Here is a 12,528-nt window from a genome sequence, read left to right as displayed (position 1 = left end):
CACTCTCTGAATATCCTTTTAAAGAAAAAAAGATATAATTTATTAACACCCACCTTCTGATTGCCCGAATAAACCTCACTTTTAAAATACATAAAACGAATATGATGAATTACTCATTGCGCATATAAAAAAGAGGTTCAATATATGAACCTCTTTTTCTATCATTTTATTCCTCAGCTTCAGAAGTGTCCGTATTGTTATCTTCATTTTGCTCATCATCTTGTTCTTCTTCATTTTGCTCTTCATCATTTTCGTCATTATTTGCGTTGGCAACGTTATTTTCAGCCTGTTCTTCTTCCGGAGCATCAGCAGACTCGGAATCTGCCGCTTCAGCATCCGCAACATAATTTCGAATTTGATATCGTTCTGTGTCAGACAGGTCGTCCCATTGTTTGTAATTGGTCATGAATGTTAAAGCAAGAACAAGCAGCAAAATTGGCGTAATGCCAGTTATTATTTTCTTCACTTTTCCTTCCTCCTGTTAGATTAATCATTGACTTGCACTATACCGTTTCTCCGGTTATCTGCCACACCATAAATAGAATTAGATTCATCATCGATAACAAGTGCCTGAATTCCTCCATAAAAATCGTGTTCCGTTTGATTGTAGATTTCATAGCCTCGGGCCCTCAGACCTGATTGAATATCGGTATCTAACTCGCCTTCTGTGAAAATATCATTATCTTCAATATAGAATCTATCATCCTCGACGGCATCTTCAAGTGTTTCATCAAACATCAAATATTTTACGAGCACTTGTGTCATTACCATCGGTATCCTTTTACCGCCTGGCGAGCCAATACCAATCATCCGGTCACCATTTGTCAAAATGGTTGGACTCGTGAAGCTTCTTGGTGTTTTTCCTGGCTCAATACTATTTAATGATTCATCCCTTTGACTGAAGTTTTCCATTTGATTATTCATGAAAAACCCGCCTACATCGTCACCGGAGCCAAAGAAATTCCCTAAGGTATGCGTTGCTGATACCATTGTACCATCTCGATCGACAATGACAAAATGTGTCGTATTATCGTGGTCTTCTTCATCGGATACCGAATCATTCACTTCATAGTCCTCGGATAATTCATCGAGTGAAATCGTGTCGGCCATCTGCTGTGTATGCTCAGGTGATGTCAGTTCATCAGCAGACATGGCGTCCGTAAAGAATCTGTCCCCCACATTTTCAACACGGTCATCATAGGACCGTTTGGAAATTTCTCCAATCAGATGCATATAATCTCTTTGATTATTCTCCGTCGACCCGATATTTAACTGCTCTGCCATTTGCAGAGACTGAATCAATGTAACCCCTGCTAACGGAGGCGGCGCAGAATATACATCATATCCGGCAAAGGTGCCATGCGCAGCTTCGGTTGTTTCTGCAGTATAACTGCTTAAATCTTCTGCTGTTAATGTTTCCTCATGTTCTAAGATTTGATCTGCAATTGGTCCATTATAAAAAGCATCTGCTCCGCCTTCCTGAATTTGCTGTAATGTTTCCGCTAATTCAGGCTGTACCAATGTATCGCCTGCTTCTAATATGTCATTATCCGGGAAAAATTGTTCCAGCTCTGGAACATTCATCCGGTAAGAGCCTTTACTAAGCCTGTCTACCAAATGGCCGTCAACTTGAAATCCTTCCTCCGCATAGTCAATTGCCGGCTGGATCAAGTCCTGCATGTCCATCGTACCTAAATCCTTATTGAGATCCTCCATTCCCCTTACTAAACCTGGAATAGCAAAGGTTTCCGGTTCTGCACCTGATTCTGGTGCCGTTTCACGGTACTCATAAACGGTAGGCTCCTCTGCATCATGCGGGTAGACCAGCATCTCTCCGCCGCCGCCGATGCCTGAACCATAGGGCTCTACAACGCCAAGCACGTAGGAAACGACTACTGCCGCATCTGCTGCGTTCCCGCCTTCTTCCAATACTTTATTCCCTGCTTCTACTGCTAATGGATGCGAAGCGCTCACACCATATCCTTCTGACGAATTGATTGTCTCCGATTGTTCGACACCATAATCAGTCGTTGTCGTATCCGATTCAAACATTCCTTGCTGAGCATAAACAAATACCAGCCCTGCTACGACAATAACTCCCAGTATAATCATAAGTTTTTTATTGCCCATTATCAGAACTCCTTCCTTCTAAAACATCAGAATGATCCACTTCCAGAATTAGCTTCCCATCTTCTTTTTCAAAATTCTCTTCCGGCTGATTATTCATTAATTGCATATGAATTTTCATTTGATTGTATTTGTTTTCTGTTACATAAGGCTGTGCTCCATCTATACGCAGCGGCGTAATCTCAAACCTGCCTGTCCCGTCGCTTAATAGATCATACTGTACAATCGCACTATCCTTTGTCCTGGACCAGCCCTGGTCAAAAACAAAGTTGCCCAGCCCGTAAAAAATAACACCATCTTTATATTTTTCCACTTCTGATAACACGTGCGAGTGATGTCCAATAATAGCATCTGCGCCGGCATCAATCATTGCCCTTGCTAACTCGGTCTGTCTCGGGTGCGGCTGATTATCATATTCAACCCCCCAATGCATGTTCACAAAAACAAGGTCTGCTTCCTGCTTCGCTTCTTCAATCATTGGGAAAATATTATCCGGCAACGAACGGGCTACGCCTGCCCGGTAACCGAGCGCTGAGAAGCCCTCTACAAGCGCATCTGTATAACCAAGTGTTGCAATTCTTATTCCATTCACGTCCTGATAATCAACAGCAGTTGCTTCTTCTACATTTTCCCCGGCACCAACATGGGCTAAACCTGCACTATCAAGTGCCGAAATCGTATCAGTCAGTCCTTCTGCGCCATAATCCATCATATGGTTATTAGCCAGATTGAGCATGGTAAAATTCATTTCTGCTAAAGCTTGAGCTGCCTCTTCACCCGTATGTAGATGAATTCGTTTATCTATTTGCTCATAATTATCTTCATCTTGCAATAAAATCGGATTCTCAAAATTACCAGACACATAATCCGCATTGTCAAAGAAAGGCTTCACTTTTTCAAATGGATAGGTTACTCCGTATCTCTCTGTCACATCTTCCACGTGACGGCCAAACATGATGTCACCGACAAAAGTAGCTGTCAGCTCTGAATCATCTCTGCTGTCAACCTGTGCTACATCTGGTGAAAAGAAGATTTTATGTCCGATAATGAAGACAACAACAATAGCTAAACCGATGGCTACATGTTTACCGGCAGATTTTTTATGACGTTTCCCCATCCGTAATATTTTTTCTTGATATGTTAATTTTTTAGACATATTAACCCTTCCTATATGATGTAATAAACGCTTAAAATAACAAAAGTAAGTCCACCTAATAGAAGCGAACTTCCGATAGTAATAATGGCTCCTTGTTTTTGAATGGTATTGGCGATAAGACCGGGTACAATAACCCCAATCCCTCTAAACTCCAATATTTCAAACGGGAGCACCGGATAGGTATAATCGAGGAGCAGCTTCAACACAATCCCTACGGATAACATAGCAGCAAATTTTCTGCGTCCATAGAGCAGGACAATGCGTGAAAGTCCGTATGTCACAATAACATATGTTAAAAGACTGATACCAAAAATAACGGCAATAAAGATAGGCTGGTCAAAAACCAGTGCTAAATATCCAGGCACAACCAGTCCAGCCGGGACAATGCCGGTTTTCTCTGAAAAAAGTAAGCTTAGAATAACTCCAAGCACGAGTGCAATATATAAATCTGAGCCAAACATTCTATGATCCTCCTATTTCTCTGTTTCTGTGCCGGCATGGAATTTTTCAACTAATGGTTCGGCAGCACCGTGGATATTCCCTATTCCATAAATCATATTATCTGAAGATATCTCGATTAATGTTTCATAGATTTCATCCGTTGATTTCCCTTGAAGATCCATTACTTGATTAACTTCCAGTTTGCCAGATTTCACAGCATTCTTAATCGGGTCGGCCTTCTCCCCAATCAATACAAGCACATTCATCGGCAGGTGCGGCAATACATCATCCACAAATTGAATGGTCCGGTCCACACGGTCTGCCCGGCAGTTCATTACGATAATCGGGTTCTTCGCCGGATACCCTAATGACGCTACATTCTTCCAAATGTTAATGGTAGAAACAGAGTCATTGGCCGCAAAACCGTTAACGAAATAAGTTTCGGAACCTTCATGGCTCACCTGCTTAATCCACATCGCGCCCGGATCCGGCTGCGCCTTAAGCATTCCGCGAAATGCTGTTTCTTCATCAATATCCAATGCTTCCGCAACTGCTAAAGCGAGCGAAGCATTTTCCGGGAAAATCATATAATCGAATTTGCGTAAATATGCATCCGGAATTTTGCTGTTATCGGCCACAATCACTTTCGTGTTTCTTTTCGCTGCTTCTTGTTTAAAATACTCTACATAAGGACCTTCAGAGATAATTAAATGCCCATTATGCGGAATCGTCGCTGTAAAGGCTTCGGCAATCTCATCTAATGTCGGTCCCATCACGTCCATATGGTCTTCCAGCACATTAACAATTACACCAATATTCGCTTGGAGCAGCTTCTCCTGAAAAACAATTTGATAATCCGGGTTAACCGCCATACACTCACTTACCAACGCCTCGGCGCCCAAATCGGCTGCTTTTTTCACAACGATTTTCTGTTCACGGATATTCGGACCCTCAGGACGTCGGACAATAGGCTCTTCCTCCGGCGTATTCCAGTAAATCATCCTTGCTGAAGTACCAGTCGTTTTCCCGATGGTCTTATACCCCGCTTCTTTAATAATACCTGTAATCAGCCGCGTTACTGTTGATTTCCCACGGATTCCATTCACATTCACCCGAATCGGCAAAGCATTCACATGCTTTTTATGCGAATTCCACTCCATGATACCGATAACCAGTACAATAACGAGCACAATTGGAATCAATAACATAACTATACCCTTCCTTTATCATTCATCAAATCATGAAAATCGCAGAATTTCATTTCGCAATCATCAGCTGTCATGTTTAGACACACTTTGACAACACGTTAGACATTTTAACAAAAAAAATAAGTGTTACTAGGAAAAATCCTTTTTTTTATTCTATTTGTAATCTGCGTGACTAAACTGACTTTCAAATGTAATGTATTGTAATTTTATAAAATTTATGTCGATTACTCCTGCTATTTTTCAAGACTTTCTAATCTATTATATCAATTTTTATAGCATTGTCGTTTTTCAAATCCCTTCTTACACTTTATTCGCAGAAAAAAGTAATACAGGAGAATTTATCCAGTTGATGCACTGACCATAAGATGACCTTGATGAAAGCACACGCACGAAAACCGATATCGAATCATTCACATAATCAAAACCGTTATATAGCAGGAGTCTGCCGGTCTATAGTTTTCAATTCCAACAAAATTAATATTCCGATAATCAGCAAGTCGATAATTGTAAAAGAAGGGGTACTAAAAAATCAAAAAATGACGCATCAAAGTTAAGAAAATTCCGCCAAAAATGACAGCGTACAAAATGAATTGGTTTAATATACCACGTTCGAGCGAATTCTAAACCAACTGAATCACAATAAAAGAAACACTTTGACTGAGACAAATAAGCTGTACTTGTTATGAAATATACCGAGTTACTGCATAAACACTAGGATTAGAGAGCAAAATACAGTTATTAATAAAGGCGAACTTCATTGAGCAGGAGATTTTTTCTGATGAATGAGACTCTGATAATAAAAATGGAAAGGAAGGTGATTAGATGAAATACGTTTTAGCATTCTTCATTAAATTAGTTCTGACAACAGGAATATTATGGGTCACTTTAGGTTTGCTTTTTCAAATTTCTTTCAGCAGCTTGATGATAACCAGTTTGATTTTAACTGCCGTTGCATTTGCAGGTGATATGCTGATTCTTCCCAGAATAGGGAGCATAGCAGCTGCAGTAGGTGATTTTGCACTTGCTTATATCGGCATCTGGGGAATTGGCGCTTTACTGTATGACAATGCACTTTCTGTGGATGGAGCGGCATTAATAGCTGCTTTTCTAATTACAATAAGTGAACTTTTTTATCATCGATATTTGCGTAATTTTGTGTTTGATCATGTAGATGGAGAGGAGAACCACATTAATTCGGATAGCTTGCAAACAGAAGTAAGTGAAGAATTTTATGCTAAAAAAGACAAAAACAAATAAAAAACTATTTCGGCCTTATCATTTTTGCAAGTTTTTCCCGTCAACGCCTGAAAGTATAAATTAAGTCTAACGGCAAAGCATAAGAGAAATAGGAAAATAATAAGGAGTGATTCCCATGAAGTTAGCCTCTCATGAATTACATGAGCTAAGCGAGCTGATTGCAGGGTGTTATAATACAATATCTTGCATGGCAGGCTTTATTAATCAAGCCCAAGACCCTGAATTGAAGGAATTATTACAAAGGCACTTCCCGTTACATGTACAAGACTATAATCTAAAAGTAGAATTTGTTCAAAGCGAAACAACACCGGATATTACAAAATTTCAGCCTGCTCAAATAAATCCGATGTTAGCATCCTACACGCAGGCTCCCATTTCAGAATTTCCTGCTGCAACGCCGCGAACAGAAGTACAGCAGCATACCGACCGTGAAATTGCTACAGCTTATCTGCTTAATCAGAAGAGTTGTGCAAAAAATTATGGTAATGCTTCTGTAGAATGCGCTAACCCGGATTTAAGAACGTTTTTGGAACATGCCTTTTTGAACAGCAATCACCATGCTTACGAGGTTTGGCAGTATATGACAAAAAAAGGCTATTACCCATTAATGGCCGCACCGGATTATGCTATTCAGACGATAGCTTCTATCTACCAGCCAGTTGAGCAGCCGCCTCAATTATAAAAACAATTAAAAACCAGGAGCAGACTTCCAGTTTCTCGCTCCTGATTTTTTAACGAACGGCTACACTATCTTTTTTCTCTCAAAATACTCTCTTTGCAAAATTCCCATATGAATCATATCGTACCACTTCCCGTCCCGAAATAGAGCCTCTCTGCTTTTCCCTTCCAATTCAAAACCAAGCTTCTTATATAGATGAATTGCCCGCTGATTAAAGGAAAACACCCGTAAGGATATCCGGTGCAGATTCAGTTCAAGAAAAGCATAATCAAGCAGCAATTCCATCCCTTCTGCCCCGTAGCCCTTTCCCCAATATGCTTTCTCACCAATATCAATAATACATTCTGCGTTCCGGTTTTTATGATCCATGTGAATGAGAGAGACAATCCCAATAGCCGTATCCTTTTGCTTATCAACCATCATATACCCTTTTGACGTGTCCGATTTTAAAATAGCATACTCTACAAAATCCTCAGTAGCTTTTATTGGATATACATCTAAAGCAGGACTGGTTGAATGCATGACCTCTACATCATTTCTCCATTTATGATAAAGCTCTGTATCCTCTTTGGTCATCTTTCTCAATCTAAGCCTTGCAGATTCAAATAACATGCAATCACTCCTTATATAGTAATTTTTCCAAAGTAAAGCACAGAATGGATAATTGTTCCTGTACTTTTGTTTGTTTCATCCCCAGCTGAAAAGTATCGAGCATCAGTCCATTCAAAAAAGAAATCATATATCTGGAAATTCGCTCTGGTGACTGCTGCAGCTGAAATTCTTTCTTTTGTTCGCCAAGCATCAGTACTTCTTCTATCGCTTCTGTTATTTCATCGTAACGCTGGGATACATAAGAAAAATCATCTTTATGCTGTTGCGAGGTTAAAAAGAATTCGGCTTTTGCCTGAAGCAAAGACTGATTGATATTTTCAATAACCTGCTGCTGCATTTCCAGCCATCGCTGAATCTGCGGCCAAATCTGTTCGTCATTTGAGACTTCAAAAAACGCCACATCTTTTTGGTCGTCTTCTCTCAACACTTCCAAAAAAACATGCTCCAGATTATTAAAATAACGGTACATTGCTCCCCTTGATATACCTGCTTCATCCATGATATCCTGCATCGATGTTTGCACATAACCTTTCTTGATAAAGACCTTTTTCGCAGCTTGAACCAAGTTCCTTATCTTTTCTTCCTTATAAGCCTCACTTACTTTAGGCATCGAATCACCTCGGTTACAATCATTAAAATATACAACAGTGTCGTTTATTTTATTATAACGACACTGTTGTATATTTTCAAATTCGAGCTATACTGCTTTTTGTTCAGCCAGAAAGATGGCGTGATCATATAAAAAGATTGCTGAATTATATAATCCAGCAACCTTTTTTTAATAACCGTATTTCATTCTCTAATTAGCCCTCTGCGCTATTACTGTTCATCGTCCACATATCTCCCGAAATCAGGAACAGCTGTCTGATCAAATGTTTTTACTAATTTCTTCAGTCCTTCAGACAGTTCCTCCTCGTACATCGGTTCTCCGTGCCCCGTTATTGCTATTGCTGGTTTTAAGGCTTCCAGCGTTTGAACCGATTTCTTTGCTGCTTCCCAATCTGTTGTAAAATATCTCGGCGGTCCGTGTATTTCTCTGTCCTGTACCATTACTTTATATAAGGAATCCTGTTTCACAGTAATAAAAGCATCTCCAGCAATCAGTATTCGATCGGATTCTCTATATAAGGAAATATGTCCCGGAGAGTGTCCTGGGGTGTGTATCCATTTCCAGCCAGGCATCTCCGGCACACTTTCATCAGCCGGAAGCTCCGCTATACTGCTTCCAATGTCAATGGGCTCATTAGGAAACATGGAAGAAGCTTTAGCAACCAGCCCACCCTCCACACTCGGATCCGGCTCGGGATAACTCTTTTTTCCAGTCAGGAATGGAAGCTCCAGCTTATGGGCGTAGACAGGGACATTCCAATGCTTCACTAAATTAACCAGTCCCCCTACATGATCAAAATGACCATGTGTTAAAATAATTGCTTTTGGCCTGCTGTTCTTGCCGAAGCGTTCCTCTGTCACAGCCATAATTTTATCCGCTGATTTCGGCATACCCGCGTCAATCAACACAAAGCTTTTTGTTTCTGGATCTTGCACGAAACAAATATTAACAATTTGGATAGTATGACAATAGATGTCTGACAAAACTTCTGTACCTGCACCGCTGTTCACAGACGTGGCCGGAATATATTTATAATCCGCTCCGTAAGAAAGGTTCTGATCCATTTTTTATCTCCTCCTAATATGTCATCATTTGAATGAATATATAGATACCTTTCCTTTGCATTACATTTTTATCCCTTTTGGTGAAAGATTTTTACATTTTTTCTGGATAAAGGTTTATAGCAGTCCTGCTGGGCAATGCGTTTTAATAATTATTTTCTCTGCTAAGATTTTCCATTATTTAACTAAAAATCAACCGAGGCTGAACCATCGAATTTTTAAAAAATATGTTATATTAAAACAGAGAAAGGAGTTTTACCATGTCTAAAAAGATTTTGATGATTGCTCTGACATTATTGAGTGCAATCGTCTGTATTTTATTAGCTGCGCGGCAGCCGACAGGTCCCAATACCATTTCCTATGATGATCTTGGCGGTTTATTTATTTCCATAGGGATGGTCGTCGTGTTATTTTTACCGCCCCTTCTTTTATCATTCTTCCATCATGTGGTGGTAAGAACTATTTCAGCAATTTATCAAGCCTTGATTGCCATTTCTTTTACCGGGCTTATTTTGGGAAGCTTTTTTGCATCGACGGGTGCGGCCGTTACGATTACAGCAATCATCGGAACGATTTTAAGTATTACAAGTATTTTTGTAACCCTTTATGCAGGAAAAACAAAAAATACATATAGCTTCTAAAATGGATTGGATAATTATCTTATCCATTTTTTTATGACGAAAATTCTTTTATATTAAGAAACATTTTTTCCTAAATAAAACCAGGGTGCTGTTCATTTTTCGAACAGCACCCTGGTTTTATTTAGATTATGCTTTTTCCTGTACAAGATTATCCTGTTGCAACTCTGGATTTTCCTCCTGCGTTGTTCTGCCGCGTTTAATAAAGAATGATAAAATCAACCCGATAACTGCAAATACCGTAGATACCATAAAGGCATCATTGATTCCCTGAACTTGCGCAAGGTTAGCTGCATGCAGCATATCCTGCTGGTTTGCAGGATTAAAATGGTTATCTGCAATAATACCTTCTATACTGTTTTTAGCCTGGTTCGTCATAACTGTTACTAAAAATGCCGTACCTATGGCTCCTGCTACAGAACGGACTGTGTTAACCATAGCCGTGCCATGCGGATGAAGCCTTTGTGGCAGCTGATTTAATCCAGCCGTCATAATAGGCATCATAATCATAGACATGCCGAACATACGAATGGTGTAAATGACAATCAGGTACGAATAGCTTGTTGTATCGGTAAGCTGTGTAAATAAATAGGTTGTTACGACAGTTATCGCTAAACCGAAAACAGCAAGCGGACGTGCACCAATTCGATCAAACACCTTACCAGTGATCGGCGACATAATCCCCATTACTACCGCTCCCGGCATCAACATCAAACCGGAGTTCATCGGGCTGACACCTAAGACATTTTGTAAATATAGCGGAATCAGCAGCATTGGAGCAAACATAGCTACCGTAATTGCTATATTAATCACCGTGGTCAGAGAAAAAATACGGTCCTTGAACACTCGGAAATCCAACATAGGGACATCTGCCTTTAATTCACGTAACACAAATAAAATTAATCCAACAAAGCCGACAACTAATCCTGTGATTACTGTTGCATCTGTCCATCCGTTTGTACCCGCTGTACTGAAGCCGTATAAAATACCGCCAAACCCAAGGGTAGATAGAATAACTGCTATCACATCAATATCCGGGAAGGTCTGTTTTGTAACATTTTTCAAGAAAATAGCTCCAAGAATAATTGTTAAAACAGCAATTGGGAAAATGATATAGAATAGTAATCTCCATGAGTAATGTTCTACTACAAAGCCGGATAACGTCGGACCGACCGCTGGCGCGAAGATAATCGCAATACCAATAATCCCCATCGCTCCTCCGCGTTTTTCAACCGGAAACAGTGCCAGAACCACGGTTGTTAATAGCGGCATTATAATCCCTGCGCCGACTGCCTGAATAATACGTCCCGCCATCAATATAGGGAAATCTGGTGCAATCCCGCAAATTAATGTTCCCAGCGCAAATAAGCTAATTGCTGTTAAAAACAGCTGTCTTGTTGAAAATTTCTCCATTAAAAATGCCGTAATCGGAATAAGCACCCCATTAACCAGCATAAACCCTGTCGTAATCCATTGTGCTGTACTTTCTACAATATCTAAATCCTCCATTATTGAAGGCAATGCTACATTCATCAATGTCTGATTCAAGAGCGATACAAATGCGCCCAAAATGATAACAGCAAGAATGGGCCCCTTTTTTATATTGTTCATTGTTGATTCAGCCATAATACTTTCTCATCTCCTATTTCTTTTACAATTCTTTTTTCAACTAATTCCAGTCATTGATCTGGAAGATACAGCTTCACTTATTCCGCATCACAAAAGAAAAAGAATGTTAAAAAAATCACATTCCAATCCTTTCTTCTTATCTACTTCGTTTTTAAAAACGGCTACACGGTCTGCAATGTTTTTAAAAATACTTCTATCCGGTGCACAAGCGGCTGACATTCTTCTATCTCAGCTAAAAACAAAAGTAATGATTTAACCAAAAACGTTCTGGGTTTATTTTCATGGATTTCTGCTTGTAAAGATTGTACGGCTGCAGCATACTCTTCTTTTTCCTCATCATACAGCGCCGATTTCTTTATTTTCTTCTCCAGTTCTTCCAAAAGCTGATTGATTTGCTGTTCTGGAGATTTCGGTTCCAGGTCTGCTTGAAAAGCCTCGTATTCTTTCATTTCCAAAGGTGTCAACACAGGTTCTGCCTCTGTTGTATGCTGCACAATCGTATCAAACCGCTCCACAACAAAACGGGCAACATCTTCAAAATCAAGCTCCTTGTGATCTCGAAAAATCAAGGTAGTATACTCTTTTAATGTCCCCTGAAACATCAGTGCCAGGTCCCAGATGTACGGCTCTACTTGGCTTCCATAAGCCTCCATAAAGCAATCCTTATACCAATTCATCATCGTGATTCGGATTCGTTTCATAAGCAAAGAAATTTTCGGATTGTCATGTGGAGGCAATGCAGTCAGTAACATACTCAAGTAATCTTTATTTTCACGAATCCCGTCAAACTGTACAACCACCTTTTGAATCAGCTTTTCTTTTGGAGGCAGGGAGGCATCCAGATTGAGATTTTCAGCCTGCTCCAGCATTTTCCGGTGATTGTGACGGATTACCTGTATCAATAAATCTTCTTTTGAATCAAAAAAATTATATAATGTCCCTTTGGAAATTCTGCAGTCATTAGCAATTTCCTGAACCGATGTAGCAGCATATCCTTTTTTAGAAAAAAGATGAATTGCGGATTGCATAATTTCTTCTTTTTTATCCATTATTTATCCCCTTTTTAAAATACATCTCTTCCACTTTTTGCTTTCTGATATCCCTGTTTCC

General features: G+C 39.8%; 13 protein-coding genes. 3 read left to right on the top strand and 10 right to left on the bottom strand.

The genetic code is table 11. The features are described from left to right. Positions 1-166 precede the first annotated feature (166 nt). The 5 genes from BN997_RS13145 to pgsB are packed head-to-tail and all read right to left on the bottom strand — an operon-like array spanning position 167 to position 4,932. Positions 167-466, bottom strand: a complete 300-nt coding sequence (locus tag BN997_RS13145) for a hypothetical protein (protein WP_042532880.1) — start codon at positions 464-466, stop codon at positions 167-169. Between the two features lie 20 nt (positions 467-486). After that, positions 487-2,130, bottom strand: coding sequence for a gamma-glutamyltransferase family protein (locus BN997_RS13140; RefSeq protein WP_042532879.1), 1,644 nt, complete (start codon positions 2,128-2,130; stop codon positions 487-489). Further along, positions 2,120-3,283, bottom strand: coding sequence for a CapA family protein (locus BN997_RS13135; RefSeq protein WP_042532877.1), 1,164 nt, complete (start codon positions 3,281-3,283; stop codon positions 2,120-2,122). Before BN997_RS13135 ends, BN997_RS13140 begins: the two co-directional genes overlap by 11 nt. A gap of 11 nt (positions 3,284-3,294) precedes the next feature. After that, positions 3,295-3,744 carry a poly-gamma-glutamate biosynthesis protein PgsC gene (gene pgsC, locus BN997_RS13130; protein WP_042532875.1) on the bottom strand — a complete coding sequence of 150 codons (450 nt, stop codon included), beginning with the start codon at positions 3,742-3,744 and terminating at the stop codon, positions 3,295-3,297. A 12-nt stretch (positions 3,745-3,756) separates the two neighbouring features. Then, a complete protein-coding gene (pgsB, locus tag BN997_RS13125; protein ID WP_042532873.1) occupies positions 3,757-4,932 on the bottom strand; it encodes a poly-gamma-glutamate synthase PgsB in 1,176 nt (391 codons plus the stop codon). An 822-nt stretch (positions 4,933-5,754) separates the two neighbouring features. On the opposite strand from pgsB, the gene BN997_RS13120 reads away from it, so the two are divergent. Together BN997_RS13120 and BN997_RS13115 are read left to right on the top strand one after the other, a co-directional pair. Continuing rightward, positions 5,755-6,189, top strand: a complete 435-nt coding sequence (locus tag BN997_RS13120; protein ID WP_042532871.1) for a YndM family protein — start codon at positions 5,755-5,757, stop codon at positions 6,187-6,189. A gap of 115 nt (positions 6,190-6,304) precedes the next feature. Further along, positions 6,305-6,871 (top strand): spore coat protein, encoded by a 567-nt coding sequence (locus BN997_RS13115; protein WP_042532869.1) that lies wholly within the window; start codon positions 6,305-6,307, stop codon positions 6,869-6,871. Positions 6,872-6,931: 60 nt separating this feature from the next. On the opposite strand, the gene BN997_RS13110 is transcribed toward BN997_RS13115, so the two are convergent. From BN997_RS13110 to BN997_RS13100, 3 genes are all read right to left on the bottom strand, one after another. Next, on the bottom strand, positions 6,932-7,480 hold the full coding sequence (locus tag BN997_RS13110) for a GNAT family N-acetyltransferase (protein WP_042532867.1): 549 nt from the start codon (positions 7,478-7,480) through the stop codon (positions 6,932-6,934). A gap of 4 nt (positions 7,481-7,484) precedes the next feature. Further along, positions 7,485-8,090 (bottom strand): TetR/AcrR family transcriptional regulator, encoded by a 606-nt coding sequence (locus BN997_RS13105; protein WP_042532866.1) that lies wholly within the window; start codon positions 8,088-8,090, stop codon positions 7,485-7,487. Between the two features lie 209 nt (positions 8,091-8,299). Beyond that, complete coding sequence (locus BN997_RS13100) at positions 8,300-9,154, bottom strand: MBL fold metallo-hydrolase (protein ID WP_042532864.1); 855 nt, start codon at positions 9,152-9,154, stop codon at positions 8,300-8,302. 257 nt (positions 9,155-9,411) lie between these two features. Here BN997_RS13100 and BN997_RS13095 point away from each other — a divergent pair, with 257 nt between their 5' ends. Beyond that, a complete protein-coding gene (locus BN997_RS13095) occupies positions 9,412-9,792 on the top strand; it encodes a hypothetical protein (protein ID WP_042532863.1) in 381 nt (126 codons plus the stop codon). 126 nt (positions 9,793-9,918) lie between these two features. Here the strand turns inward: BN997_RS13095 and BN997_RS13090 are convergent, their stop codons facing one another. Continuing rightward, entirely contained in the window at positions 9,919-11,415 is a 1,497-nt protein-coding gene (locus BN997_RS13090; protein WP_042532862.1) for a DHA2 family efflux MFS transporter permease subunit, read from the bottom strand. A 164-nt stretch (positions 11,416-11,579) separates the two neighbouring features. Continuing rightward, a complete protein-coding gene (locus tag BN997_RS13085) occupies positions 11,580-12,467 on the bottom strand; it encodes a TetR/AcrR family transcriptional regulator (protein ID WP_042532860.1) in 888 nt (295 codons plus the stop codon). Positions 12,468-12,528 lie beyond the last annotated feature (61 nt).

This window comes from Oceanobacillus oncorhynchi (assembly GCF_000821065.1).
Classification (GTDB): Bacteria; Bacillota; Bacilli; order Bacillales; family Amphibacillaceae; genus Oceanobacillus; species Oceanobacillus oncorhynchi.
Note: the sequence above shows the minus strand (reverse complement) of the source record. Positions and strands in the feature narration are given on the sequence as shown.

Bases quoted from the DNA above. Each gene is read 5' to 3' on its own strand.
- BN997_RS13095 (WP_042532863.1), top strand. From the start codon at position 9,412: ATGTCTAAAAAGATTTTGATGATTGCTCTGACATTATTGAGTGCAATC.
- BN997_RS13105 (WP_042532866.1), bottom strand. From the start codon at position 8,090: ATGCCTAAAGTAAGTGAGGCTTATAAGGAAGAAAAGATAAGGAACTTG.
- BN997_RS13140 (WP_042532879.1), bottom strand. From the start codon at position 2,130: ATGGGCAATAAAAAACTTATGATTATACTGGGAGTTATTGTCGTAGCA.
- BN997_RS13115 (WP_042532869.1), top strand. From the start codon at position 6,305: ATGAAGTTAGCCTCTCATGAATTACATGAGCTAAGCGAGCTGATTGCA.
- BN997_RS13120 (WP_042532871.1), top strand. From the start codon at position 5,755: ATGAAATACGTTTTAGCATTCTTCATTAAATTAGTTCTGACAACAGGA.
- BN997_RS13090 (WP_042532862.1), bottom strand. From the start codon at position 11,415: ATGGCTGAATCAACAATGAACAATATAAAAAAGGGGCCCATTCTTGCT.
- pgsB (WP_042532873.1), bottom strand. From the start codon at position 4,932: ATGTTATTGATTCCAATTGTGCTCGTTATTGTACTGGTTATCGGTATC.
- BN997_RS13085 (WP_042532860.1), bottom strand. From the start codon at position 12,467: ATGGATAAAAAAGAAGAAATTATGCAATCCGCAATTCATCTTTTTTCT.
- BN997_RS13135 (WP_042532877.1), bottom strand. From the start codon at position 3,283: ATGTCTAAAAAATTAACATATCAAGAAAAAATATTACGGATGGGGAAA.
- BN997_RS13100 (WP_042532864.1), bottom strand. From the start codon at position 9,154: ATGGATCAGAACCTTTCTTACGGAGCGGATTATAAATATATTCCGGCC.
- BN997_RS13110 (WP_042532867.1), bottom strand. From the start codon at position 7,480: ATGTTATTTGAATCTGCAAGGCTTAGATTGAGAAAGATGACCAAAGAG.
- pgsC (WP_042532875.1), bottom strand. From the start codon at position 3,744: ATGTTTGGCTCAGATTTATATATTGCACTCGTGCTTGGAGTTATTCTA.